General features: G+C 69.9%; 24 protein-coding genes. 13 read left to right on the forward strand and 11 right to left on the reverse strand.

What is annotated here, in order from left to right; translation table 11 throughout:
- Positions 1 to 105: 105 nt before the first annotated feature.
- The 3 genes from ACQEU1_RS15460 to ACQEU1_RS15470 all read left to right on the forward strand — a co-directional run bounded on the left by ACQEU1_RS15460 (position 106) and on the right by ACQEU1_RS15470 (position 2714).
- Entirely contained in the window at positions 106 to 1416 is a 1311-nt protein-coding gene (locus ACQEU1_RS15460; RefSeq protein ID WP_433201286.1) for an RNA polymerase sigma factor, read from the forward strand.
- Between the two features lie 148 nt (positions 1417 to 1564).
- Positions 1565 to 2107: a helix-turn-helix domain-containing protein gene (locus ACQEU1_RS15465; RefSeq protein ID WP_433201289.1), complete on the forward strand. Its 543-nt coding sequence runs from the start codon at positions 1565 to 1567 to the stop codon at positions 2105 to 2107.
- 427 nt (positions 2108 to 2534) lie between these two features.
- Positions 2535 to 2714, forward strand: a complete 180-nt coding sequence (locus ACQEU1_RS15470; protein ID WP_231642793.1) for a DUF7455 domain-containing protein — start codon at positions 2535 to 2537, stop codon at positions 2712 to 2714.
- An 81-nt stretch (positions 2715 to 2795) separates the two neighbouring features.
- On the opposite strand, the gene ACQEU1_RS15475 is transcribed toward ACQEU1_RS15470, so the two are convergent.
- From ACQEU1_RS15475 to ACQEU1_RS15490, 4 genes are all read right to left on the reverse strand, one after another.
- Complete coding sequence (locus ACQEU1_RS15475; protein ID WP_433201293.1) at positions 2796 to 3950, reverse strand: ROK family protein; 1155 nt, start codon at positions 3948 to 3950, stop codon at positions 2796 to 2798.
- A gap of 4 nt (positions 3951 to 3954) precedes the next feature.
- A complete protein-coding gene (locus ACQEU1_RS15480; protein WP_433201296.1) occupies positions 3955 to 5385 on the reverse strand; it encodes a sugar ABC transporter permease in 1431 nt (476 codons plus the stop codon).
- A 23-nt stretch (positions 5386 to 5408) separates the two neighbouring features.
- Positions 5409 to 6182: an ATP-binding cassette domain-containing protein gene (locus tag ACQEU1_RS15485; protein WP_285647425.1), complete on the reverse strand. Its 774-nt coding sequence runs from the start codon at positions 6180 to 6182 to the stop codon at positions 5409 to 5411.
- 79 nt (positions 6183 to 6261) lie between these two features.
- Entirely contained in the window at positions 6262 to 7389 is a 1128-nt protein-coding gene (locus tag ACQEU1_RS15490; protein WP_433201300.1) for a sugar ABC transporter substrate-binding protein, read from the reverse strand.
- Positions 7390 to 7636: 247 nt separating this feature from the next.
- Here ACQEU1_RS15490 and ACQEU1_RS15495 point away from each other — a divergent pair, with 247 nt between their 5' ends.
- A complete protein-coding gene (locus ACQEU1_RS15495) occupies positions 7637 to 8425 on the forward strand; it encodes a class I SAM-dependent methyltransferase (protein WP_433201303.1) in 789 nt (262 codons plus the stop codon).
- Positions 8426 to 8443: 18 nt separating this feature from the next.
- Here ACQEU1_RS15495 and ACQEU1_RS15500 read toward each other — a convergent pair whose 3' ends face one another.
- Positions 8444 to 10129 carry a DEAD/DEAH box helicase gene (locus tag ACQEU1_RS15500; protein WP_433201306.1) on the reverse strand — a complete coding sequence of 562 codons (1686 nt, stop codon included), beginning with the start codon at positions 10127 to 10129 and terminating at the stop codon, positions 8444 to 8446.
- Between the two features lie 168 nt (positions 10130 to 10297).
- Here ACQEU1_RS15500 and ACQEU1_RS15505 point away from each other — a divergent pair, with 168 nt between their 5' ends.
- The gene (locus tag ACQEU1_RS15505) at positions 10298 to 11395 is read left to right on the forward strand and encodes a YihY/virulence factor BrkB family protein (RefSeq protein WP_433201309.1); all 1098 of its coding nucleotides are present in this window, start codon (positions 10298 to 10300) and stop codon (positions 11393 to 11395) included.
- A 60-nt stretch (positions 11396 to 11455) separates the two neighbouring features.
- Here the strand turns inward: ACQEU1_RS15505 and ACQEU1_RS15510 are convergent, their stop codons facing one another.
- Positions 11456 to 11707 carry a DUF3039 domain-containing protein gene (locus ACQEU1_RS15510; protein WP_090006425.1) on the reverse strand — a complete coding sequence of 84 codons (252 nt, stop codon included), beginning with the start codon at positions 11705 to 11707 and terminating at the stop codon, positions 11456 to 11458.
- 31 nt (positions 11708 to 11738) lie between these two features.
- Between ACQEU1_RS15510 and ACQEU1_RS15515 the strand changes: the two genes are divergently transcribed.
- Positions 11739 to 12629 (forward strand): pseudouridine-5'-phosphate glycosidase, encoded by an 891-nt coding sequence (locus tag ACQEU1_RS15515; protein WP_433201312.1) that lies wholly within the window; start codon positions 11739 to 11741, stop codon positions 12627 to 12629.
- On the forward strand, positions 12626 to 13504 hold the full coding sequence (locus ACQEU1_RS15520; protein ID WP_433201315.1) for a carbohydrate kinase family protein: 879 nt from the start codon (positions 12626 to 12628) through the stop codon (positions 13502 to 13504). The genes ACQEU1_RS15515 and ACQEU1_RS15520 overlap by 4 nt, the downstream gene beginning before the upstream one ends.
- A 51-nt stretch (positions 13505 to 13555) precedes the next feature.
- Here the strand turns inward: ACQEU1_RS15520 and ACQEU1_RS15525 are convergent, their stop codons facing one another.
- On the reverse strand, positions 13556 to 13870 hold the full coding sequence (locus ACQEU1_RS15525) for a DUF3099 domain-containing protein (protein ID WP_433201318.1): 315 nt from the start codon (positions 13868 to 13870) through the stop codon (positions 13556 to 13558).
- Between the two features lie 76 nt (positions 13871 to 13946).
- Here ACQEU1_RS15525 and ACQEU1_RS15530 point away from each other — a divergent pair, with 76 nt between their 5' ends.
- The 6 genes from ACQEU1_RS15530 to ACQEU1_RS15555 all read left to right on the forward strand — a co-directional run bounded on the left by ACQEU1_RS15530 (position 13947) and on the right by ACQEU1_RS15555 (position 20985).
- Positions 13947 to 15431 carry a PucR family transcriptional regulator gene (locus ACQEU1_RS15530; RefSeq protein ID WP_433201321.1) on the forward strand — a complete coding sequence of 495 codons (1485 nt, stop codon included), beginning with the start codon at positions 13947 to 13949 and terminating at the stop codon, positions 15429 to 15431.
- Positions 15432 to 15522: 91 nt separating this feature from the next.
- Complete coding sequence (locus tag ACQEU1_RS15535) at positions 15523 to 16977, forward strand: DUF7059 domain-containing protein (protein WP_433201324.1); 1455 nt, start codon at positions 15523 to 15525, stop codon at positions 16975 to 16977.
- A complete protein-coding gene (dtd, locus tag ACQEU1_RS15540) occupies positions 16974 to 17399 on the forward strand; it encodes a D-aminoacyl-tRNA deacylase (protein WP_433201327.1) in 426 nt (141 codons plus the stop codon). Before ACQEU1_RS15535 ends, dtd begins: the two co-directional genes overlap by 4 nt.
- 250 nt (positions 17400 to 17649) lie before the next feature.
- Entirely contained in the window at positions 17650 to 18639 is a 990-nt protein-coding gene (locus ACQEU1_RS15545; protein WP_285647443.1) for a sigma-70 family RNA polymerase sigma factor, read from the forward strand.
- Between the two features lie 238 nt (positions 18640 to 18877).
- The gene (locus ACQEU1_RS15550) at positions 18878 to 20542 is read left to right on the forward strand and encodes a fumarate hydratase (RefSeq protein WP_433201331.1); all 1665 of its coding nucleotides are present in this window, start codon (positions 18878 to 18880) and stop codon (positions 20540 to 20542) included.
- 62 nt (positions 20543 to 20604) lie between these two features.
- Positions 20605 to 20985 carry a glyoxalase gene (locus ACQEU1_RS15555; RefSeq protein WP_433201334.1) on the forward strand — a complete coding sequence of 127 codons (381 nt, stop codon included), beginning with the start codon at positions 20605 to 20607 and terminating at the stop codon, positions 20983 to 20985.
- A 28-nt stretch (positions 20986 to 21013) separates the two neighbouring features.
- Here the strand turns inward: ACQEU1_RS15555 and ACQEU1_RS15560 are convergent, their stop codons facing one another.
- The 4 genes from ACQEU1_RS15560 to ACQEU1_RS15575 all read right to left on the reverse strand — a co-directional run bounded on the left by ACQEU1_RS15560 (position 21014) and on the right by ACQEU1_RS15575 (position 24627).
- Positions 21014 to 21556 (reverse strand): hypothetical protein, encoded by a 543-nt coding sequence (locus ACQEU1_RS15560; protein ID WP_433201336.1) that lies wholly within the window; start codon positions 21554 to 21556, stop codon positions 21014 to 21016.
- Between the two features lie 142 nt (positions 21557 to 21698).
- Positions 21699 to 21989 carry a hypothetical protein gene (locus ACQEU1_RS15565; RefSeq protein ID WP_433201339.1) on the reverse strand — a complete coding sequence of 97 codons (291 nt, stop codon included), beginning with the start codon at positions 21987 to 21989 and terminating at the stop codon, positions 21699 to 21701.
- A 254-nt stretch (positions 21990 to 22243) separates the two neighbouring features.
- Complete coding sequence (locus tag ACQEU1_RS15570) at positions 22244 to 23371, reverse strand: hypothetical protein (protein WP_433201342.1); 1128 nt, start codon at positions 23369 to 23371, stop codon at positions 22244 to 22246.
- Entirely contained in the window at positions 23368 to 24627 is a 1260-nt protein-coding gene (locus tag ACQEU1_RS15575; protein WP_433201345.1) for a glucarate dehydratase family protein, read from the reverse strand. The genes ACQEU1_RS15570 and ACQEU1_RS15575 overlap by 4 nt, the downstream gene beginning before the upstream one ends.
- Positions 24628 to 24640 lie beyond the last annotated feature (13 nt).

The following is a 24640-nucleotide window of genomic DNA, read 5'->3' on the forward strand; positions in this document are numbered from 1 at the left end:
ACGCACACCCGCCAAGCAAGATCGGCGGGGAGATCCCCTGAACTCTGGCGACCGAGGTTTCGCGCCCTCTGGTCCGCCTTGAACGACCGTCGCGAAAGGGCGTACGTGGCAGCCGCAGAAACCGCAACCCGACGCTCCAGCTCCGCCGCGAGCGCCGCCAAGACGACCAAGGCGACCGCGGCCGGCGAGGCCGAGGAGAAGCCGAAGCGCAAGACGACCGCTGCGGCAGCGAAGAAGCCCGCCGCCGCCAAGGCCCCGCGCAAGACGGCCGGCAAGGCCGATCCTGCCGCGAAGGGCGCCGGCAAGCCCGGCGAAGAGCCCGAGGACATGGAGGGCGCTCCCGGCGCCGAGGACCTGGAGGACGTCGAGATCGTCGACGAGCCGGTCGTCGACGAGCCGGAGGAGGCGGAGGACCCCAAGCAGGAGGGTGACTTCGTCTGGGACGAGGAGGAGTCCGAGGCCCTGCGCCAGGCGCGCAAGGACGCGGAGCTCACCGCGTCGGCCGACTCCGTCCGCGCCTACCTCAAGCAGATCGGCAAGGTCGCCCTCCTCAACGCCGAGGAGGAGGTCGAGCTCGCCAAGCGCATCGAGGCGGGTCTCTACGCCGCCGAGCGCGTCCGCCGTTCCGAGGAGGAGGCGGAGAAGCTCACGCCGCAGCTGCGCCGCGACCTCCGCTGGATCGTCCGCGACGGCGAACGCGCCAAGAACCACCTGCTCGAGGCGAACCTCCGCCTCGTCGTGTCGCTCGCCAAGCGCTACACGGGCCGCGGCATGGCGTTCCTGGACCTGATCCAGGAGGGCAACCTCGGTCTGATCCGCGCGGTCGAGAAGTTCGACTACACCAAGGGCTACAAGTTCTCGACGTACGCCACCTGGTGGATCCGTCAGGCGATCACTCGCGCGATGGCCGACCAGGCCCGCACCATCCGCATCCCGGTGCACATGGTCGAGGTCATCAACAAGCTCGGTCGCATCCAGCGCGAACTGCTCCAGGACCTGGGCCGCGAGCCCACCCCGGAAGAGCTCGCCAAGGAAATGGACATCACGCCCGAGAAGGTGCTGGAGATCCAGCAGTACGCGCGTGAGCCCATCTCGCTGGACCAGACGATCGGCGACGAAGGCGACAGCCAGCTCGGCGACTTCATCGAGGACTCCGAGGCCGTCGTCGCGGTCGACGCCGTCTCGTTCACGTTGCTGCAGGACCAGCTGCAGTCCGTGCTCGCGACGCTGTCCGAGCGCGAGGCGGGCGTCGTCCGGTTGCGCTTCGGCCTCACCGACGGCCAGCCGCGCACGCTGGACGAGATCGGCCAGGTCTACGGCGTCACGCGTGAGCGCATCCGCCAGATCGAGTCCAAGACGATGTCGAAGCTGCGTCACCCGTCCCGTTCGCAGGTGCTGCGGGACTACCTCGACTAGGTCTTACCGAGTCATACGCACGCGGCCCCGCACCGGTTCGGTGCGGGGCCGTCGTGTTTTCGAAAATTGAGCACCCCTGTACTCATGTGCCCGCGGGCAGGCCCGCGCCAGCATCGGTTCCGCACAACGGAACGAGGGGGCTGGGGACATGGGCAGGTCGGTACTCGAAGGGGCTTTCTCACTGCTGGACAGGCTGCTGGACGAGGGCGAGCTCGGGCTGTCCCAGCTCGCCGACCGGTGCGAGATGCCGAAGACGACGGTGCACCGCCTCCTGGAACAGCTGGAGGTGCTGGGAGCGGTGGAGAACGTGCGCGGCCGCTACCGCGTGGGCGCGCAGATGTTCCGGTACGGGCAGGCGTGGGAACCGGCGCCGGGCATCCTCCAGGTCGCGCGGCAGCCGTTGCGGGCGTTGTCGGCGACGATCAGGACGTCGGCGATCCTCGCGGTGCCGAGGCGCGACCGGGTGCTCGTGGCGGCGGCGAGCCTGGTGCGGGCCGAGGACGTGGCCCGGTTGCGGCCGGGGGCGACGGTGCCGGCGGGCATCGAGTTCGTCAGCGCCCCGGTGCGCGCGCAGGGAAGCAGCGTCATCGGCACGGTGTCCGCGGTGCTCGACCACGGCCGCAGCGCCACGGCCCTCCAGGACGCCGTGGGGCACGCCGCGCGGGCGATCAGCACCGCCCTCGCGAGCTGATCGACCGGGCACGGAACGTGGCCGAACGGTCCACGATCGGGACTTCGATCACGGTTCCGCGTCCGAATCGTGGGACGTTCGTGACCTGTTCGCGGAGGGCGGACAAGGGCAACCGATATCACACTCTCGGTGGCACGCAACCGACCGGATGGCCCGAAAACACTGCTCCACCAGCGGGTTTCCGGTTGCGGGCTGTGCGTGTCAAGACGGTGAACAGGTAGAAAACGCGAGTGTGATCCTGCTGCGAGCGGGTATTTCGGAGAGTGACGCGAGTCGCCACGTACACGGGAACACTGACTATCGCCGAAACGTCTGTCAGAGTGGAGCCAGCGAGCACCGCGCACCATCCAGGGGCGCCGTGGTCGCAGCTTGGTAAGAGGGCACCGGAACACCTCAGTTCCGTTGCCGGGACGGAGGGAGATTCATCATGACCGCAGCACTCACCCGCCCCGAGTTGACCGCTGCCGACCGCTGCGACCGCTGCGGGGCTGCTGCCCAGGTTCGCGCCTTGCTCCCGTCCGGGGGCGAGCTGCTGTTCTGCGGGCACCACGCTCGCGCGCACAGTGAGAAGTTGCGCGAACTCGCTGCTGAGATTCAGCAGGGCTGACTTCCACCCCACCTAGCCGCTCGGGGCGGAGATCCGGTTGGATCTCCGCCCCCTTCGCATTTCAGCGACGTTCCCAGCGACTCAGATGGCGTCGAGCACCGGTTCGAAGGCCAGTTCCGCGGCTCCGACGAGCTTCGCGTCGCGGCCCAGGGGTGACGTCACGACCTGGGCTCCGCCGAGCGCCCGGGACACGAGACTGCGCTTCTGCACCGCCGCGCTCACCGACTCGACGACGGACGCGGGCAGCGCCGTGTAGAGGTCGCCGAGCACGACGAGCTCGGGGCCGAGGACGTTGACGATGTTCGAGAGCCCCAGCGCGAGCCAGCCGGCGAACTCGTCGAGCACCGCCGGTTCGTCCAGCGCCCGCAACGCCGCGACGACGGCACCGCGCGGCGCGTCGTCGGGCAGTCCGAGCGCCCGGCACAGCGCCGGTTCGCCCACCTCGGTCTCCCAGCAGCCGTCGCAGCCGCAGTAACAACGGCGCCCGTGCGGGTTGACCACCATGTGCCCGAGCTCGCCGACGTAACCGCCGGAGCCGCGCAACGGCTGCCCCGCGAGGATCACTCCCCCGCCGACGCCGACGTCCGCGGAGATGTAGACCATGTCCGAGGACTCCCTGGCCGCGCCGCGCACGTGCTCCGCGAGCGCGCCCAGTTCCGCGTCGTTGCCGACCTGGACCGGCAGCTTCAGCACCGCTTCCAGGCGTTTGCCGAGCGCCACCCCGGTCCAGTGCAGGTTGGGCGCCTCGTGCACGTGCCCGTCGGCGCGGCGGACCACGCCGGGCACCGAGACGCCCACCCCGACGGCGGTGACATCGAGGTCGTCGGCCATGAGGCGCGCCGACTCGACGATGTGCGTGATGACCTCACCCGGATCACGCGTCCGGTGCAGGTTCCAGCTGTCCCTGCCGAGGATCTCGCCGCCGAGTCCGACGAACCCCATGGCCACGTGCTCCACCCGCACGTCGATCGCGATGACGACCGCGGCGTGCGGCTGGGGCAGGACCAGCAGGGAGGGGCGGCCCGCTCCGCTGCGCAGAGCGGGCACGCGTTCGGCGACCACACCGGCTTCGGCGAGGCCGTCCACCAGGGCCTTGATCGTGCTGCGGTTGAGCCCGAGCTCAGCCGCGAGCGACGCCCTGGTGGACGGTCCGTCGACGTGCAGGCGGCGCAGCAGCGCCGTCCTGTTGTGCCTGCGGATCTCGTCGGGACGGGTGCCGGACGTGGGTCCCGTCACCGGGTCAGCGAGCCGCGGTCGCCGCCCGGCGGCGGGACAGCGCGTCGACGCTCGCGGCGAGCAGCAGGACGAGGCCGGTCACCATGAACACGACGGCGGAGGGCTGCTTGAGCAGGCCCATGCCGTTCGCGATGACCGCCAGCACCGCACCACCGATGACGGCGTCACGCAGCCGGCCCTTGCCGCCGAACAGCGACGTGCCACCGATGACGGCCGCACCGACCGACATCAGCAGGGTGTTGCCGCCACCGGCGTTCGGGTCGACGGAGCCGACCTTGGAGGAGTAGACGATGGCGCCGATCGCGGCCGCCGAGGAGGCGATCACGAAGACGCTCATGCGGATCTTCTCCACGTTGATGCCGGCGCGGCGCGCGGCCTCCTTGTTGCCGCCGACCGCGTAGAGGTGCCGGCCGTAGCTGGTGCGGTCGAGCACGAACGTGCCGATGACCAGCAGGACGAGCACGAGCGGCACGACGTACGGCACGCCGGAGATCACCACGAGGGTCGTTGGCGACCGGTTCTGCGTCAGCGCGAACGTCGCGACGGCGGCGAGCAGCGCGAGGCCACCGATCTTGGCCAGCACCAGGGCCGTCGGCGAGGCGACGAGGCCCTTGCGCAGCCGGGTGAAGTGCCGGTTGAGCACGACGGCCGCGTAGCCGCCGACCGCCAGCAGGCACAGGATCCACGACCCGGCGGTGCCGATGTTGCCGTTGGCGACCTGGAAGATCGTGTCGTCGCGCAGGCCGAGGGTGCCGCCCTGGCCGATGAACTGCAGCACCACACCGCTCCACACGAGGAACAGCGCCAGTGTCACGACGAACGACGGGATGCCGACCTTCGCGACCAGGTAGCCGGTGATGCAGCCGATCGACGCGCCGACGCAGATCGCCAGCAGCATGCCGATCCACGCGTTCGCGGGAACGCCGAGCAGAGCGATGAGCAGCGCGATGCCGGACAGCACGGCGCCGGTCCACAGGCGCATCAGCAGCGAGAGACCGACCGCGAGGACCAGCCAGCCGCAGAAGACGTAGAAGACGCCGTCGCCCATGCCGCCGAGCAGGTTGCCGCCGTTGATCAGGTCGAGCGCCATCACGGAGGCCGTCACGCCGGACGCGGTGCCGGCGGACAGGTCGATCTCGCCGAGCAGCAGCACGAACACCAGGCCCATCGCGATGATGGTGATGCTGGCGCCCTGCTGGAGCAGGTTGGCGAGGTTGCCGAGGGTGAAGAACGACTCGGACAGCGAACTGAACACGATGAGCAGGACGATCAGGCCGAGCAGAGCGGGCAGGGAGCCGAGCTCGCCGCCGCGGACGCTGGACCAGTAGTCCCTGATGGCCTCACCGGCGGACCGGGAGGTCGTGTCGATGCCGAAGTCGGAGATGGCGCCCTGCTGGGCCGCCTCCGCCTCGTGCGTTTCGGTGGTGTCGGTCATGCTGCTCGCCTCTTCGGTACTCATCAGATCGTCGCCGCCTCGGGGCGGGCGATGCCCAGGTCACCGGAACGACCGGCGGTGATCAGCTCGACGACCTGTCCGTGCGTGACGTCCTTGGTCGACACGACGGCGGCCATGCGGCCGAGGTAGAGGCACGCGATCTTGTCGGCGACCTCGAAGACGTCGTTCATGTTGTGGCTGATCAGCACGACGCCCAGGCCCTGCTCCGCGAGCCGGCGGACCAGGTCGAGGACCTGGCGCGTCTGCGCGACGCCGAGTGCGGCGGTGGGTTCGTCGAGCAGCACGACCTTGCTGTTCCACAGCACGGCCTTGGCGATCGCCACGGTCTGGCGCTGACCGCCGGACAGCGACGACACCTGCGTGCGCACCGACTTGACCGTGCGCACCGACAGGGACGCGAGGGTCTTGCGCGCCGCCTGCTCCATGTCCGACTCGTCAAGCAGGCCACCCTTGGTGCGCTCGCGGCCGAGGAACATGTTCTGGACGATGTCGAGGTTGTCGGCCAGCGCGAGGTCCTGGTAGACGACCTCGATCCCGAGATCCGCGGCGTCGCGCGGGCCCTTGATGTGCACCGGCTCGCCGGCGAACAGGACCTCGCCCGAGTCGGTCGGGTGGATGCCCGCGATGCACTTGACCAGCGTCGACTTGCCCGCGCCGTTGTCGCCGACGAGGGCTGTGACCTCACCGGGGTTCACGTCGAGGTCGATGTCGTGCAGGACGTGCACGGGACCGAAGCTCTTGTTGATGCCGCGGAGCTCGAGAATCGGCTCGCTCACTGGGTTTCCTCCGTGGTTACCACGCGGCGAGAGGCGGGGTGCACGTGTGCGCGCACCCCGCCCTCGTCGCGAGTGGTCCTTACTTGATGCCGAGCTCGGTGCACGCGGCCTGGGTGGCGGCCACGCAGATCTCCGACGCCTTGACGAAGCCGGCGTCCACGACGACCTTGACCTTGTCGCGCGTGATCAGCTGCGAGGTGAGCAGCACGGACTTGACGTCGCGGTTGGCCTTGGTGTCCTTGGTGCTACCCGAGGCCAGCTTGTCGGCGCCCGCGGTGTCGCCCTTGGCGAGGAAGCCGGCCAGCTTGGCGGTGGCCTCGGCCTCTTCCTTGATCGGCTTGAAGACCGTCATGTACTGGTCCTTGAGCAGCACGGCCTGGAGGCCGTCCGGGGTCGCGTCCTGACCCGTGACCGGCACCTTGCCGTTGAGGCCGACCTTCTTGAGCACGGTGATGACCGCGCCCGCGAGGCCGTCGTTCGCGGCGACGACGCCGTCGACCTTGCCGCCGTTGCCGGTCAGGATCTGCTCGAAGACCTGACCACCCTTCTGGTTGTCCCAGTCGTCGATCGGCTGCGACTGGACGAGCTTGAGCTTGCCCGAGTCGTACAGCGGCTTGAGGACCTTCTTCTGGCCGTCCGCGAAGAGAGTCGCGTTGTTGTCCGTCGGCGCGCCCTCGATCTCGATGACGTTCGCGCCCTGCGGGGCGTCCTTGAGCGCGTCGGCCATGCCCTGGCCCTGCAGCTCGCCGACCTTCACGTTGTCGAACGACACGTAGTAGGACGAGGAGCCACCGGTGTTCAGGCGGTCGTAGTCGATGACCTGGATGCCCTGGGCCTGAGCCTTCTTGGCGACGGACGCGCCGACCTCGGCGTTGGGCGTCGCGATGATCAGGACCTTGACGCCGTTGTTGATCATGCCGTCGGCGAGGGTGCTGAACTTCTGGACGTCACCCTGGGCGTTCTGGATGTCGGGGTCGAGACCCTCGGCCTTCAGCGCCGCTTCCAGGAGGGGCTTGTCGAAGCCCTCCCAGCGGGCGGAGGTCTTGGTCTCGGGCAGGATCACGCCGACCTTCGCGCCCGAGCCGCTGCCAGCAGAGTTCGATTCTGAGGTTCCTCCGGTGCCGGAGGACGAGTTGGCGCCGCATGCCGAGACCGCCAGGGCGAGGCCCGCGGTCACGGCGATGGAAGCGAGAGTCTTGCTGCGCATCCGCCAGTCCCTTTCACTGCGCTGTGTCACAGAGAATGTTGTGGCGCACAACGTATGCCCGACATATGCGTGACCGGAACCACACTGGATCGATTAAGTCGCAACGATGCGGTAACCCTGGCGAAATTTGGTCACCGAGAGTCGTGAGAGCGTTACCACCGCGCTACGGATTACAACGGCGACATATCGGTCGCCGACCTCGGCGGACTCTCACCGGTCATCTCCCGGACACCCCTAGGTTGGGTGCATGACCTTCGACGAGGAAGCCGCCAAACGAGCGGCGAGCTCCTACGGTGCCGAAGCAGCCCTCTACGACCGCACCCGCCCGGCCTACCCCGCGTCGTTGATCGACAAGGTGGTCGCCGCCTCTCCCGGTCCGCGCGTGGCCGAGGTCGGGTGCGGGACCGGGGTGCTGTCGCGGCAGCTGCTGGCGGCGGGGCTGGACGTCGTCGGCGTCGAGCACGACGAGCGGATGGCGGCGTTCGCCCGCGCGACCGGCGTGGACGTCGAGGTGGCGAAGTTCGAGGCGTGGGACCCGGCCGGGCGCGAGTTCGACGCCGTCGTCGCCGGGCAGTCGTGGCACTGGGTCGACGCGGAGGCCGGTCCGCCGCAGGCCGCGCGGGTGCTGCGGCCGGGCGGGGTGTTCGTCGGGCTGTGGCACGTGTTCGGGACGCCGGAGCCGATCGCCGACGCCTTCGTCGCGGCGTACGACAAGGTCGCGCCGCACATGACGCATCGCGTCGGCCACTCCTACCGCGAGGCGTACGACGCGTACCGGGCCGGCTGCGTGCGCACCGCCGACGCGCTCGTCGCCACCGGGGCGTTCGGCGATGTCGAACACTGGGAGGCGGACTGGGAGCGGACCTACACGACCGCCGAGTACACCGACCTCATGCTCACCATGAGCCCGATGGCGATGATCAGCCCCGAGCAGACCGCCGAGCTCCTCGACGACGTCGGCGTCGCGATCGACGCGCTCGGCGGGTCGTTCACCGCGCGCTACTCGACGCTGGCCGTCGCCGTCACCCGCGACTGATATATCGGATATCAGTCGCTACCACGAACGCAGCGTCGAGATCCGTTCCTCGAGCTGTTCGATGGTGGCCATCGCGGTCGGCGGGCCGCCGCAGTACTCGCGCAGCTGGTTGTGGATCTTGCCGTGCGGCTTCTTCGTGCGGTGGTGGTGCATCGCGACGAGGGTGTTGAGCTCCTTGCGCAACGACGTGAGGCGTTCCTGCACACCCACGGGCCGTGCCTCGCGCACGGCGACCTCGGGCTTGGGGCGTTTGGCGGCGAGCGCCATCTGCTCCTCCTGCCGTTGCAGCAGCAGGGTGCGCACCTGGTCGGGTTCGAGCAGGCCGGGCAGGCCGAGGTACTCCTGCTCCTCCTCCGAGCCCGCCTGGGTCGGCGCGCCGAACGACGAGCCGTCGAAGATCACCTGGTCGAGCTCGGCGGTGGTGCCGAGGGCCGTGAACGCGCGTTCGTCCTCACCGGGCTCGTCCTTGGCCTGGTTGGCCGCGGCCATGAGCTCGTCGTCCCAGCCGTCCTTCTCGCGGTGCGGCTTGCCGAGGACGTGGTCGCGTTCGGCTTCCAGCTCCGACGCGAGCTGCAGCAGCACCGGCACCGACGGCAGGAACACCGTCGCGGTCTCACCGGGCTTCCGGTTGCGCACGAAGCGGCCGATGGCCTGCGCGAAGAACAACGGGGTCGACGACGACGTCGCGTACACCCCGACCGCGAGCCGCGGCACGTCGACGCCCTCGGACACCATGCGGACGGCGATCATCCAGCGTTCGGTCGTCGCGGCGAACTCGGCGATCCGGCCGGACGCCTTCGGGTCGTCGGACAGGACGAGCGTGGGGATCTGGCCCGTGACGCGCTGCAACACCTGCGCGTAGGCCTTGGCGACCGTCTGGTCGGTCGCGATCACCAGACCGCCCGCGTCGGGCAGGCCGTTCTCGCGCTTCTGGGTGAGCCGCTGGTCGGCGGCGCGCAGGACGGACGCCATCCAGTCGCCGGCCGGGTCCAGGGCGGTGCGCCAGGCCCGCGCGGTCTGCTCCTGGGTGAGAGGTTCACCCAGTCGTGCGGTGTACTCCTCGCCCGCGCTGGTCCGCCACGACGCCTCACCCGAGTACGCGAGGAACAGCACGGGCCGGACCACGCCGTCGCGCAGCGCGTCGGAGTAGCCGTAGGTGTGGTCGGCCTTGGAGGTCTTGAAGCCGCCGTTGCTCTCCTCGTACTGCACGAACGGGATCGGCGAGTCGTCCGACCGGAACGGCGTGCCGGTGAGGCAGAGGCGGCGCACGGCGGGCGTGAAGGCCTCGCGGATCGCGTCACCCCACGACTTGGCGTCACCGCCGTGGTGCACCTCGTCGAGCAGCACGAGCGTCTTGCGGTTCTCGGTGCGCACGCGGTGCAACGTCGGATGGGCGGCCACCTGCGCGTACGTGACGGCCACGCCGTGGTAGTCGCGGGAGGTCATCGCGTTGGTGTTGCGGAAGTTCGAGTCGATGTGGATGCCCTGCTCGGCGGCGGCCTTCGCCCACTGGTGCTTGAGGTGCTCGGTGGGCGTGACGATCGTGACGGCCTCGATCGTCCGGTCGGCCAGCAGTTCGGCCGCGACCCGCAGCCCGAAGGTCGTCTTGCCCGCGCCGGGCGTCGCGACGGCGAGGAAGTCCTGCGGCTTCGCGGCGAGGTACTTGGTCAGCGCGCGCCGCTGCCAGGCTCGCAGCGGTCGCATTGCTGCCGGCGTTGCTGCTGGCGCTGTCACAGACGTGTTTCTCCTCATTTGCGCAGGTCAGACATAGCAAGACCCTCAGGCGGACCGTGGCCGAGGGCACTGCGACTCTACCTGTTCCGAGCGTCGATGCCGCGAAACGTGGCCCCATGCACCATGCTTGTCACTGCGATGGGTTCGCCTTCCGACAACGACGCACCACGCAGGTCCGGCCGAAAGGGGCCGCTGCGTCTACTCGCGCGCACGCTGTCGAAGGCGTGGCAGGGCAACATCTTCTCAGAAGCCGCCGAGGCCGCGTTCTGGCAGACGCTGTCGTTCCCGCCACTGCTGCTCGGCGTGCTGGGCTCGATGGGCTGGCTCGGCACCTGGTTCGGCGACGAGGTCGTCAAGGCCGTGCAGGAGAGGATCATCGGGTTCACCCGGACGATCTTCAGCGCGGATGTCGTGAACGGCGTGATCCAGCCCACGGTCGCGGAGATCCTCTCGACCGGCAAGGGCGAGATCGTCTCCATCGGTTTCCTGATCTCGCTGTGGGCGGGGTCGTCGGCCATGTCGTCGTTCGTCGACGCGATCACCGTGGCGCACGGGCAGTACGGCGTGCGCAACGAGCTGTGGCAGCGCATCTTCGCGTTGCTGCTCTACATGGTGTCGCTGGTGGCGCTGGTGATCGGGCTGCCGGTGCTGGCGCTCGGCCCGGACGTGCTGCCGGAGTTCTTCCCGGAGTCGTGGCAGCCGTACATCACGACGTGGGTCGGCCGCTTCTACTACCCCGGCGTCGCGCTGCTGCTCGTGCTCTCGCTGTCGGCGCTCTACAAGGTGGCGCTGCCACGCCGGCTGCCGTACCACCGCGTGCTCCCAGGCGCGATCCTCGCGATGGCGGTGTTCATCCTGTCGTCGATCGGCCTGCGCCTGTACATCCAGTGGATCACCACCACCGGCTACACCTACGGCGCGCTGGCGACGCCGATCGCGTTCCTGCTGTTCGTGTTCTTCATCGGCCTGGCGATCACGATCGGCGCGTACTTCAACAGCGCCATCCAGGACATGTGGCCCGCCCGCATGACCCGCCGCCAGCGCCGCCGGTGGCGCAGGCTGGAGCTGGAGCGCGCGGCGTCCCGCATCCGTTCGGAGAGCGAGCGACCGAAGCCGGAACCTGAACCGAACAACGGCTACTCGGCGCCGTCGCCCGCCGACACGCAGCTGACCTCGCCGTTGCCGATCCAGAAGCCCTCACCCGAGGGGGAGAAGCAGCAGGGCAAGCCGGTCTGAGAACAGCAACGCCCGGCGTCCCGGGAAGTCCGGGGCGCCGGGCGCGTCACGTTCTGGGGTCTAGTCGCCGTCCCCGCCGGGAGGCAGGTTCTCGTAGATCTTCTTGCAGTCCGGGCACACCGGCGAACCGGGCTTCGGCGACCGCGTGACCGGGAAGACCTCGCCGCACAGAGCGACCACGTGCGTGCCCATCACGGCGCTTTCGGCGATCTTCGCCTTGCGCACGTAGTGGAACATCTTCGGGGTGTCGTCCGAAGACTGGTCGGTCTCGTCCGGCCGTACGTCGACCTCGGGGAGAGTCTGGGTGCTCACGCGCCCAGGGTACCTGGGATGATGTCCCCTCGTGACCACGCTGCACATCGCCGATGAAGTTGCCGCCGCCCTCGACGAGAACCGTCCGGTCGTCGCGCTCGAGAGCACCATCCTGTCCCACGGCCTGCCCGCTCCGCGCAATCTCGTGGTCGCCGCACGCCTGGAGAAGGTCGTCCGCGAGGCGGGCGCCGTTCCCGCGACGATCGCCGTGCTCGACGGCGTGCCGCACGTCGGCCTCACCGAGTCCGAGCTCGACCGCGTCTGCAACGCGGGCGACCTGCTGAAGCTCTCGCTGCGCGACCTCGGCCCGGCCTACGCCCTGGGCCGCAGCGGCGCGACGACCGTGGCCTCGACCTCGGCCCTCGCCCACCAGGCCGGCATCCGCGTCTTCGGCACCGGCGGCCTCGGCGGCGTGCACCGCGGCGCGCGCGACACGTGGGACGTCTCCGCCGACCTCGACGTGATGGCGACGACGCCGGTCCTGACGGTCTGCTCCGGCGTGAAGTCGATCCTGGACATGGGCGCCACGCTGGAGGTCCTGGAGACCCGATCGGTCCCCGTCGTCGGCTACCGCACGTCCCGCTTCCCTGCCTTCTACCGCCGCGAGTCGGAGTTCGACGTCCCGTGGCGCGTCGAGAACGCCGCCGAGGCCGCCGCCGTCTTCGCCGCGGGCGGGCGCGGAATGCTGCTGGTCAACCCCATCCCCGCCGCGTACGAGATGGACGCGGACCTGCACGACCGCCTCCTCGCCGAGGGGCTGCGGAAGCTCGTCGACCAGGACGTGCGCGGCAAGGACGTCACCCCTGTGCTGCTGGAGCACTTCCACACCGCCTCTGACGGCGTGAGCCTCGACGCCAACGAGGAACTGGTCGTCAGCAACGTGTCCGTGGCCGCCGCGGTAGCAGTCGAGCTCGCCAAGTGAGGCCGGTGGTCGTGGTCGGCGACGCGGGCCTGGACGTGGTGGCCCGCCACACCGGCCCCATCGCCCACGGCGGCGACGTGCGGGCCAAGGTCACCATCGAACCGGGCGGCGCCGGCGCCAACACGGCCGTCTGGCTCGCCGCCTGCGGCGCCTCCCCGGTCCTGGTGGCGCGCGTGGGCGCCGACTCGGCGGGCCGCCAGGTCCACGCCGAGCTCACCACCGCGGGCGTCCAGTGCGCCTTCGCCGTCGACCCCGACCTGGCCACCTGCTGCGTCGTGGTCCTGGTGGACGAGAACGGCCAGCGCTCGATGCTGCCCGACCGGGGCGCGAACGCCCGCTTCTCCCCCGCCGACCTCGACCCGGGCCTGCTCGCCGGTGCGGACGGCCACCTGCACCTGTCCGGCTACGTGCTGCTGGACGCGACGTCCCGCCCGGCCGGTCTGGCGGTGCTGGCGGCGGCGCGCGCGGCGGGGTGGACCACGTCGGTGGACCCGCAGGCCGCCGTCCTGATCCACTCGGCGGAGGCGTTCCTGGAGGACGTGCGCGACGTCGACTTCCTGCTGCCCAACGCCGACGAGCTCCTCGCCCTGACCGGGTCGCCGGAGCCCGCCTCGGCGAAGGCGCTGCTGTCGCACGTCGGGGCGGTCGTCGTGACGTCCGGCCCGGACGGCGCGACATGGGTCGACGCCGACGAGCTCGTCTCGGTCCCCGCTGAAGTCACCGAGTGCGTCGACTCGACGGGTGCCGGCGACGCGTTCGACGCGGGGTTCCTCGCGGCGTGGCTGTCGGGTGCGTCGAAGCGCGACGCACTGCTCGGCGGGGTGCGGGCCGGGTCACGCGCCGTCGGCGTCGTCGGCGCCCAGCCACCCCGCTGACCTCGTCGTTCTTCGACCGATAGATCAGTTCTCCGACTGATACATCGGTGGTCAGCCGTCGATGACGGTCGTGCTCTTCGGCGCGATGGCGCGGCGCTCCACCTCGTGGCGGTTGACCTTCTCGGTCTTGCGCGGCGGCCGGTCGTTCGCGATCAGCACGGCCATCCACGGCAACGGCACGGACAGCACGATGAAGAACAGGGCGAGCCACCAGGTGTGCGAGAACAAGGCCGCGAGGATGAGGCACGGGAAGCGCAGGCTCATCATGATCGCGTACTTCTTGCGCCGGGCGGCGTGCTGTTCTTCGTAGGACGGGGCCGCCTCGGTGATCAACACCGGGGTGTCGTTCCGGTCGGGACTGCTCACGACACCACCTCCACTCCCTCATCGTCCCACGTCCGAGTGACGACCGGGACAGCCGGTCGGCGGTTAACATCCGCGGGTGGTCGCCCTTGATCGCCTCGTGGACGTGCTCGGCAGTCTGGGCACGCATCTGGCCTGCGCGCCGAAGGGTCGCGACGCCGAACTCCGCGGGGTTGCCCTGCACGACCCGGCGGAAAACACGCCGGCCGCCGCAGGGGACGTGCTGCTCGGTCTCGGCACGCCTTCGGTCGCGGCGGCGGTGCGGCTGGTGTCGTCGACGGCGGCGTCCGCGGTGGTGCTGCACGGCAAGCCGCCGCTGGACGAGCGGGTGGTCGCGGCGGCGAAGAAGTCCGGGGCCGCGGTGTTGCTCGTGGACCCGTCGGTGCCGTGGAGCCAACTGGCGAACGTCACGCAGACGCTGGTCAACGGCGGGACGCGGACCGGGGACCTGTTCGGGCTCGCGGACGTGATCGCGGGTGTCGTGGGCGGGCCGGTGACGATCGAGGACCAGCAGTCGCGCGTGCTCGCCTACTCGTACCGGCAGGAGGACGTCGACCCCGTCCGGGTGCAGACGATCCTCGGGCGGCGGGTGCCGGAGGAGGCGCGGAGGGCGCTGGACGAGTTCGGCGTGTTCACCCACCTGGCGACGTCGGACGAGCCGATCTTCGTGCCCAAGCTGACCGACCAGCTGGGCAACCGGCTCGTCGCGGCGGTGCGGGCCGGGCGGGAGCTGCTCGGGTCGGTCTGGGTCGAGGTGACCGGCCCGGTGGACGCGGCGCGCAGTGCGGCGTTGGTCGACGGCGCGCGCACGGCGGCGTTGCACCTGTTGCGGTCGCGGGCGTCGACGGACCTCGAACGGCAGGCCGAGGCCGATCTCGTCATCAGGCTCCTGGAGCACCCCGAGTCGGCCGACGTCGCACGGCTCGGGCTGCCGTCGGCCGACCTGCGGGTGATCGCGGTGCAGGCGCACGCCGGCGAGGGCGAGCACGGCGCGGCGGTGCTCGCGTTCCAGCGGGCGACGGCCGGCTTCGGCTGGTCGCGGCCGGGACGCAGCGCGTTGTTCGGCAACGTCCTCTACACCGTCATCCCCGCGGCCGACGACGCCGTCGCGTGGGTGCGTTCACTGGTGCGAGAACTTCCAGCGGAAGCGACGGTGCTCGCGGGCATCGGCGGCCCGGCCGAGGCGGCACAGCTGCCGACCTCGCGGCAGGAAGCCGACGAATGCCTCGCGCTCTCCACCGGCACACCGGTCGTATACGACGACGCGTGGGCTCAGGTGTTGCTGCAGCGCCTCGCGGCCGTCGCCGAAGCCGGTCGACTGCCGACGCGAGGTCCGATATCCAACATATTGCGATTCGACGCGGAGAACGGGACGCAGTACGCGGCGACGTTGCGGGCCTGGCTCGCGAACCAGGGGGACGTGCGGGCGGCGGCGAGAGAGCTCGGCGTGCACCCCAACACGTTGCGCTACCGCATGCAGAAGATGGCCGAGGTGACACCGCTCCCCCTCGACGACGCCGACCAGCGGCTCGCGATGGCCATCGCACTCCAGATCACGCGCTGAGCCCGCGGGAGTGTGTGCAGGTCCGCACCAGACCGCCCAGCTCAGCGTCTGGGTCCGCGGCGAATCCCGGGGCGTGAAAGCATCTCCTCCCGTGCACCCCGATCTCTCTGCCGACCTGTGCGCCCGTCTGCGCGAGGCCTTCCTGAACGCCGGCTACACCGCGGACGGCGTCGTCGACGCGCTCGGCCCGCAGGCCCACGCCGCTCTCGGCCGCGGCGAACCGGAGCCCGCCCGCCGCGCCAGCAAGGACGCCGGGTCGCTCGGCACGCTGATCCGCCTGTTCCTGCTCGGCGACGAGGAGCCGGAGAAGGACGTCCGCGCGGCGCTGGCCGGTGTCGACGTCGACGACGCCGTCCGGAACGAGATCCTGACGAAGGACCTGAGGGCAGGCCTGGACGTCCGGCCCTACGAGGACAACTGGTGGGTGATCGCGGACCTCGACTCCGACGTGCGCGGCGGCGCCGTCCCCGAGGACCACGTGCTCGGCGTCGGCCACGCGTCCATCAGCCTCGCGCGCGCCACCAGGCGCACGCCTGTCGGCACGTTGCTCGACCTCGGCACCGGCTGCGGCGTGCAGGCCCTGCACGCCAGCACGTTCGCCCAGAAGATCACCGCCACCGACCTGTCCGAACGCGCGCTGAGGCTCGCCCAGGGCACGTTCCGGATGAACGAGCTGGACGTCGAGACGCTCCAGGGCGAGTGGTTCGGCCCGGTCCGCAACCGCCGGTTCGACCAGGTCGTCTGCAACCCGCCGTTCGTCGTCGGCCCGCCGCGCGTCGACTTCGTCTACCGCGACTCCGGTCTCGGCGGCGACGACGCGTCCGCGCTGGTCATCCGCCAGCTGCCCGCGTTCCTCAACGAGGGCGGCGTGGGCCAGCTGCTCGCGTCCTGGGTGCACCGCAAGGGCGAGGACTGGGAGGAGCGCGTGTCGAGCTGGCTGCCCCGCGGCGGCGTCGACGCGTGGTTCGTGCAGCGCGACATCGCCGAGCCCGCGCTGTACGTCGGCACGTGGCTCAAGGACGCGGGCGTCGACCCGCGCAGCCCCGAGGGCAGGCAGAAGGCCTCCGCGTGGCTCGACTGGTTCGAGGAGAACGACGTCCAGGGCGTCGGCTTCGGCTACGTGACGCTGCGCCGCACCGACGAGATGCACTCCCAGGTCATCTGCGAGGACCTGCGCCACGCCTACGACGACCCGCTGGGCCCGGAGGCCGCGCGCTGGCTCGACAACGTCGCGTGGCTCCGCGCGAACCCCGACCTGCTGGGTCAGCGGTTCCGGGTCGCCGACACCGTGCTGCTCGAGGAGGTGTCCGAGCCGGGCGACGAGGGCTGGCGCAAGGTCGTCGCGCGACTGCACCGCACCGACGGGCCTGGCTGGCAGCACGAGGTCGACGAGGCGACGGCCCGGCTCGTCGCCGGCTGCAACGGCGCCCTGCCACTGGAGGACCTGCTCGCACTCCTGGAGTTCGCTTACGGAGAAATCGACGCGGAAGCGGCCTTGCCGATCGTTCGTGATCTCATCCGGCACGGAATGTTGATTCCCGCGTGAAAGCGGTTGTGGCGCGCGTCACAGAGGCGAGTGTCGAAGTCGAAGGGAAGATCGTCGGCGCGATCGACGAGCCCGGATTGCTGGTGCTGCTCGGCGTCCACCACGACGACACACCCGAGCACGCGGCCAAAATGGCCCAGAAGCTGCACGGGCTCCGCATCCTCGACGACGAGCAGTCGTGCGAGTCGACCGGCGCTCCGCTGCTGGTCGTCAGCCAGTTCACCCTCTACGGGGACACGCGCAAGGGCCGCCGTCCGTCCTGGACGGCGGCCGCCCGGCCCGAGCACGCCGAACCGTTGGTGAACGCCGTCGTGCAGGAACTGCTCCAAAAGGGCGCCCGCGTCGAAACGGGACGATTCAGAGCCGAGATGAAGGTACGGAGCGTGAACGACGGTCCGTTCACGGTGATCGTAGAGCTCTGAGTAAACGGTTCTCAGGCAGTTCTCAGATTAGTCGCGCAACCGCTGTGACAGCGGTGACGTCTTCAGGTCATGGAAGTCGGGAACGAATTCGGAATCGCGTTCGTTACCCAGGTATCAGCCAGCTAGCGATGGGATCCCGAGCGGGCCCGCCGCAACCGGCAACCAGGGCGCAGCGCCGCGCCGCCTTGACCGCCACGCGCGACTGTCCTCACCGACAGCAGCGTCGCCCGCACCAGGGGGAGGGAGATCCATGACCGTCACGAGGATCTCCGACCGTGAAGTCGGAGAGAACACGCCCACCGTCGTCGAGCACGAACTCGACGCGCAGGGACCAGCAGCCGACCTCGTTCGAGTCTACCTGAACGGAATCGGCAAGACCGCACTCCTCACCGCTGAGGAGGAGGTGGAGCTCGCCAAGCGCATCGAGGCCGGTGTGTTCGCGCAGCACGTCATGGAGACGGCCAAGCGCCTCACCCCCACCCGTCGCGAAGAGCTGGGGGAGCTCGTCCGCGACGGCCGCCGCGCCAAGGACCACCTGCTCAAGGCCAACCTGCGCCTCGTCGTGTCGCTGGCCAAGCGCTACACGGGCCGCGGCATGCCGCTGCTGGACCTGATCCAGGAGGGCAACCTGGGCCTGATCAGGGCGGTCGAGAAGTTCGACTACACCAAGGGCTTCAAGTTCTCGACGTACGCGACGTGGTGGATCCGCCAGGCGATCACGCGCGGCATGGCCGACCAGGGCCGCACCATCCGCCTCCCCGTCCACCTCGTCGAGCAGGTGAACAAGCTCGCGCGGATCAAGCGCGACCTGCACCAGACGCTCGGCCGCGAGGCGACGAACGAGGAGCTGGCGAAGGAAGCGGGCCTGAACGTCGACAAGGTCGCCGACCTGCTCGACCACGCCCGTGACCCGGTATCGCTCGACATGCCGGTCGGCACGGAGGAGGACGCGCCCCTCGGTGACTTCATCGAGGACTCGGACGCCACCGACGCCGAGAGCGCCGTCATCTCCGGGCTGCTGCAGGACGACCTGCGCCGCGTGCTCGCGACGTTGGAGCCGCGCGAGCAGGCCGTGATCCGGCTGCGCTACGGCCTCGAGGACGGCCAGCCGCGCACGCTGGACCAGATCGGCAAGCGGTTCGGCCTGTCGCGCGAACGGGTGCGTCAGATCGAGCGAGAGGTCATGTCGAAGCTCCGGCAGGGCGAGCGGGCGGCGAAGCTGCGGGCGTACGCCTCGTAAGTCACCCGTCCGGCAGTATTGACTTGTGACTCAACTCACGGCACGGTCGGGCGTTACCAGAGCCACGCGACGCCCGTCGTGAGTCGGGTGAAGCACGCGAAGGAAGGTCGGGACGGCCGGGGGCCGCCCCGGCCTTCCGCGTTCGCGGGGCCGTAGCGAAGAACACGGTGGACGCGGGCCGATGCGTCGCTTTGGTGGCGGTACGGTTTTCTGATCCGAACTGCACACCGTTGGAGTTGTGTACGCCGTGCCCACCACTTTCGAGTACACCGACGTCCTTCCGCTCGCGAAGGACACCGAGACCGAGTACCGCCTCGTCACGTCGGACGGGGTGAAGCTGATCGAGGCCGGTGACCGCAAGTTCCTGGAGATCGCGCCCGAGACGCTGACGCTGCTCGCGAAGGAAGCAATCCGGGACATCCAGCACCTGCTGCGCCCGTCCCACCTCGCCCAGCTGCGCAAGATCATCGACGACCCCGAGGCGTCCGGCAACGACCGGTTCGTCGCCATGGACCTGCTGCGCAACGCCGCCATCGCGTCCGGCGGCGTGCTGCCGATGTGCCAGGACACCGGCACCGCGATCATCATGGGCAAGCGCTCCGAGACCGTCCTGACCGGCGGTGACGACGAGAAGGCGCTCGCCCGCGGCGTCTTCGAGGCGTACCAGGAGCTCAACCTGCGCTACTCGCAGATGGCTCCCGTGACGTTCTGGGACGAGAAGAACACCGGGACGAACCTGCCCGCGCAGATCGAGGTGTTCCACAAGCCCGGCCAGGAGCCCGTCTACGAGTTCCTGTTCATGGCCAAGGGCGGCGGCAGCGCCAACAAGACGTTCCTCTACCAGGAGACGAAGGCGGTGCTGAACCCGAAGCGCCTCGCGTCGTTCCTGGACGAGAAGCTCCGCTCGCTCGGCACCGCGGCCTGCCCGCCGTACCACCTGGCGGTTGTCGTCGGCGGTCTGTCGGCCGAGCAGAACCTCAAGGTCGCGAAGCTCGCCTCGGCCCGCTACCTCGACGACCTGCCGGCGGAGGGCTCCCCCGCGGGCCACGCGTTCCGCGACAAGGACCTCGAGGAGCAGGTCCTGGAGCTCACGCGCAACTTCGGCATCGGCGCGCAGTTCGGCGGCAAGTACTTCTGCCACGACGTGCGCGTCATCCGGCTCCCCCGCCACGGCGCGTCGCTGCCGGTCGGCATCGCGGTCTCGTGCTCGGCCGACCGCCAGGCCAAGGCCCGCATCACCTCCGAGGGCGTGTTCCTGGAGCAGATGGAACGCGACCCCGCGCAGTTCCTGCCCGAGATCGAGGGCGAGGACCTGTCCGACGAGGTCGTCAACATCGACCTGACGCGCCCGATGTCGGAGATCCGCGACATCCTCACCAAGCTCCCGGTGAAGACCCGCGTGTCCCTCACCGGCCCACTGGTCGTGGCCCGCGACATCGCGCACGCCAAGATCAAGGAACGCCTCGACGCCGGCGAGGACATGCCGCAGTACATGAAGGACCACCCGGTCTACTACGCCGGACCGGCCAAGACGCCGGAGGGCTACGCGTCGGGCTCGTTCGGTCCGACGACGGCGGGCCGCATGGACTCCTACGTCGAGCAGTTCCAGGCGGCCGGTGGCTCGATGGTGATGCTCGCGAAGGGCAACCGCTCCAAGCAGGTCACCAACGCGTGCGCCACGCACGGCGGCTTCTACCTGGGTTCGATCGGCGGCCCCGCCGCCCGCCTTGCCCAGGACTGCATCCGCAAGGTCGAGGTGCTCGAGTACCCCGAGCTCGGCATGGAGGCCGTCTGGAAGATCGAGGTCGAGGACTTCCCCGCGTTCGTCGTCGTCGACGACAAGGGCAACGACTTCTTCGCGGAGACGTCCACCCCGACCCTCCAGATCAGCTTCCGCCGTTGATCCACGGACGTTAGACCCTCTAACACCCGCGAAACCCCCGATCTAACAGTACGGTTGTACCGTTGCCGTTGATCGGGGGTTTCGTCGTGATCCACCACGTGCAGGTCGCCTGTCCCGCAGGCGCCGAGGACGACCAGCGCGCCTTCTACACGGGCGTGCTCGGCTGGCCGGAACTGCCCAAGCCACCCCTGCTCGCCGCTCGCGGCGGCTGCTGGTTCGCGGTGCCAGGAGGCGGTGAGGTGCACGTCGGCGTCGAGGACGACTTCCGCCCCGCCCGCAAGGCGCACCCGGCGTTCGTCGTCGACGTGACCTGGGTGGCCGGCGCGGTGGCGGCGGCGGGTCACCCCGTCGTCTGGGCCGATCCGGCGGAGATCCCCGGCCGGCGCCGCTTCCACACCTTCGACGGCGTCGGCAACCGCGTCGAGTTCCTGGCCGAGGCCTGAGGACCCTGTCGCGTCAGCCGGTCCGGCTTCAGGCCGATTCCTCGCGGGCCTCGAGGACCAGGCGGCGGTCGCCGAGCGGGGCGTCGAGGCGGACGGTCAGGGGGACCTGGCGGACCTCCTGCGTGCACACGGTGCCCGCCGGTTGCTTGGTGATCGTGACCAGGGTGATCTGGACGACGTCGGCGGACTGGCCGGTGATCTCGGCCCGTGCCTCCTTGCAGCCGCCGCCCACGCCGAAGACCTCCACGTCGCGGCCGTCGCCGAAGACGTAGGCCTCGTCGCGGTAGGTGTCTGACAACGATGTCGTGTCGACCTTCTCCTTCGCCACGGGCGTGACGTTGGGCGGGACGACCGGCTTCTCCTCCGAGATCGAGACCGGGGGCTGCACGGGTGGGGCCGGGTTCGTGCCGGACGAGCCCGTTCCCGGGGTGCCGCTCGAACCGGGCGCGTTCGTGCTCGTGCCCGAGGGCGACGAGCCCGGCGAGCTGGAGCCGGGTGCGCTCGACTGCGTGCCGGACGAACAGCCGACGAGCACGACGGCGAGAGCAACGGCAGCGACGGCGTTTCTCATGGCGCCCATCCTCGCAAACCGGGACGGAAAGTCCCCGTAAATGTCCTGCGTGATGTCCGGTCAGGTTTGTCAGAGGGTGTAACGGGAGTAAGAGGTACCCGGCCGGCGGGGCAGGTGCCGGCCGGGCACCGGGGAGGGAGGTCTACTTCTCTTCCGTCCGCGACGTCAGCACGACGGTGCGCTCGGCCAGGGGCTCGGACAGCTGCACGGTGAGCGGGGGGAAGCGGATGTCCATGGTGCACATCTGCTTGGTCAGCGGCAGCGTCTCGAGCAGCTCGATCTTGACGGTGGTGGCGTTCTGCTCCAGCACCGAAGCGCTCGCCTTGCCGCAGCCGCCCTCCTGGGCCACCACGCCGACCGTTTTCCCGTCACCCTCCGTCCACACGGTGCGCGGAAAGTCCGCGGCCAGACCGTTGGCGTCGAGCTTGGTCACGGGTTTGCCGTCCGGCGGCATTTCACCGGGTGCGACGTTCGGCGGGACCTCGGAGGAGGAGGTGGCGACAGGAAGTTCCTGACCGCCACCCGCTCCAGTGCCCGCGTTCTGCGCACTGCCACAGGCCGAGATGACGAGCAGCAGGACGCCAGTGCCAACTACGGTTCCTATGTGCCTCATGGTGAGAGGACGGAACCACCGTCACGACGGGTTGCAGGCACTTCTCTTCACAGTTACCGGCTAACGCCGAAGCGTCACCGGTTAACGGCCGTTACAGCCTCTCGCAGAGCTGACAGCCTGGCCTCGGACGCGAGACCCCCGTGGTAGAGGTGGAACTCCTCCACGCCGGCGTCGGCGTACGCGAGCCACTCCTTCGACAGCGCGGCGCCGTCGGCGGGCTTCGGCGGCAACCCCAGGACGTACGCGGCGATCCGCGTGTCCGGGGCGACCGCGCGCAACGCCTCGATGCCCGGCACCGCGACGTCCGGCCCCGGCCAGCACATCGTCGTCAGCACGTCGACGTCCGCGCCGACTCCACCCGCGACGGTCGCGAACGGCCCGGTGCCCCAGGGGTCCGCCGTCACGTGCATCCCGACCCGGACAGAAGGCGCGGCGGCACGGATCTCGCCGACCAGGCGCTGCCGCAACGACCGCACGACACCGGTGCGCACGGCCCGGACATCGTCCGCGAGCGCTCCCAGTGCTTCCTCAACACTGGGAGCACCGCGATCAACCCCGGCCCGGACCGCTTCACGCAGGGCATCCGGGTCGGCGTACAGGGTGGTGCAGGCAGAGCAGAAGCACAGCGACAACAGCTTCTGCTGCACCGCGTTCCAGTCCGTGCCGTCGGTCTTCTCGTGGTGCCCGCCGTGGAAGAACCCGAGCGGCCCGGCGGCCTCCAGGATGATCCCGTCCGGCGCGCCGAGCTCCAGCACCTCCGACACCAGTACCGACGTGTACTCGACGACGTCGGGCTGCGCGGTGCACAGCGCGTATGGGTAGCGGTCCCCGAACGCGTTGACCACGGTGAGATCGGGGTGCAGGTCGCCCAGCCGCGAGCTGTGCGTCAGCACCGTCCACGCGTACACGGGAAGTCCCGCCGCGCGAACGAGAGCGGCCGCGGCGCCGAACGAGTCCGGACCGTCCACCCAGGACGGTTCGGCCGGCACCAGGCGGCCGTACTTCGACGCGCGCACCGGCAGGTAGAACGCCGCGTGCCGCGCGTCCACCAGGCGATGCGCCGGGTGCAACGGCGTCGCGGCCCGCACCGTGTGGTACGACGCGGCAAGGGCGATCGCGTCGACGCCGAGGTCCTGGTACCGCGCGACGGCCTCAGGGTCTCCGACCAGGTCCCACGGATAGGCGTGGACAACCGACTTCACCACCGGGGACGCTTCCTCTCGTAGCTCGGGTCGAACTTCTGCATGTAGCCCGTGTCGTCCCGGGCCGTGATGCCGCACCGGACGTAGTTCTCCGCCAGGCGTGCCAGCGCGTCGCGGTCCAGCGACACCCCGAGACCGGGCGTCGTGGGAACCGGCACCGCACCGCCCACGAAGGACAGCACGCCGGGTTCGACGACCTCGTCGGCCGCGTTCCACGGGTAGTGCGTGTCGCAGGCGTAGTTCAGGTTCGGCGTCGCCGCGGCCAGGTGCGTCATCGCGGCCAGCGAGATGCCGAGGTGCGAGTTCGAGTGCATCGACAGGCCGATGCCGAACGTCTGGCAGATCATGCCCAGCTGACGGGAGCGCTGCAGACCGCCCCAGTAGTGGTGGTCCGAAAGCAGCACCTGCACGGCGTCCTGCTCCACCGACGGCCGCAGGTGCTCGAACGCGACCACGCACATGTTGGTGGCCAACGGCATCGGGGCCTTCGCGGCGACCTCCGCCATCCCGGAGATCTCCGGCGTCGGATCCTCCAGGTACTCCAGCACGCCGTCGAGCTCGGCGGCCACGCGCACCGACGTCTCGACCGACCACGCCGCGTTCGGGTCGAGCCGCAGCGGGTGGTCCGGGAACGCCTCGCGCAGCGCGCGGATCGCCTCGATCTCCTGCTCCGGCGGGAAGACACCGCCCTTGAGCTTGATCGACCCGAAGCCGTACTGCGAGATCATCTTCGAAGCCTGCGCGACGATCCCGGCGGGGTCGACCGCCTCGCCCCACTCGTCGGGCTCGGCACCGGGGTGCCCGTCCCACTTGTAGAACAGGTAGGCGGAGTACGGCACCGCGTCACGGACGCGACCGCCCAGCAGGTCGTGCACCGGACGTCCCAAGGCCTTGCCCTGGATGTCCAGGCACGCCACCTCGAACGGCGAGTACACCCGGTCGACGGTGCTCTCGGCGGTGATCTTGCCGGTCAGGCCGTGCTTGTCCGGCCCGGCCTTGCCGCCGAGCACGGCGGCGACCCGCGCGTGCATCTCGTTCAACGCGAAGACGTCGAGGCCGATCAGAGAGTCCACAACGGACCGTGAGCGCTCCAGGTGCCCGAGGTCGCCGTAGGTCTCCCCCAGCCCCGAGATGCCCTCGTCGGTGTGCACCTCGACGATCGTGCGCAGCGCCCACGGCTCGTGCACGCCGGCCGAGTTGAGCAGCGGCGGGTCCCGGAACGCGATCGGTGTCAGGACAATCTCGGTGATCTTCATGCCGACCGCCCTC

It is taken from the genome of Lentzea sp. CA-135723, assembly GCF_050936595.1.
Lineage (GTDB): Bacteria > Actinomycetota > Actinomycetes > Mycobacteriales > Pseudonocardiaceae > Lentzea.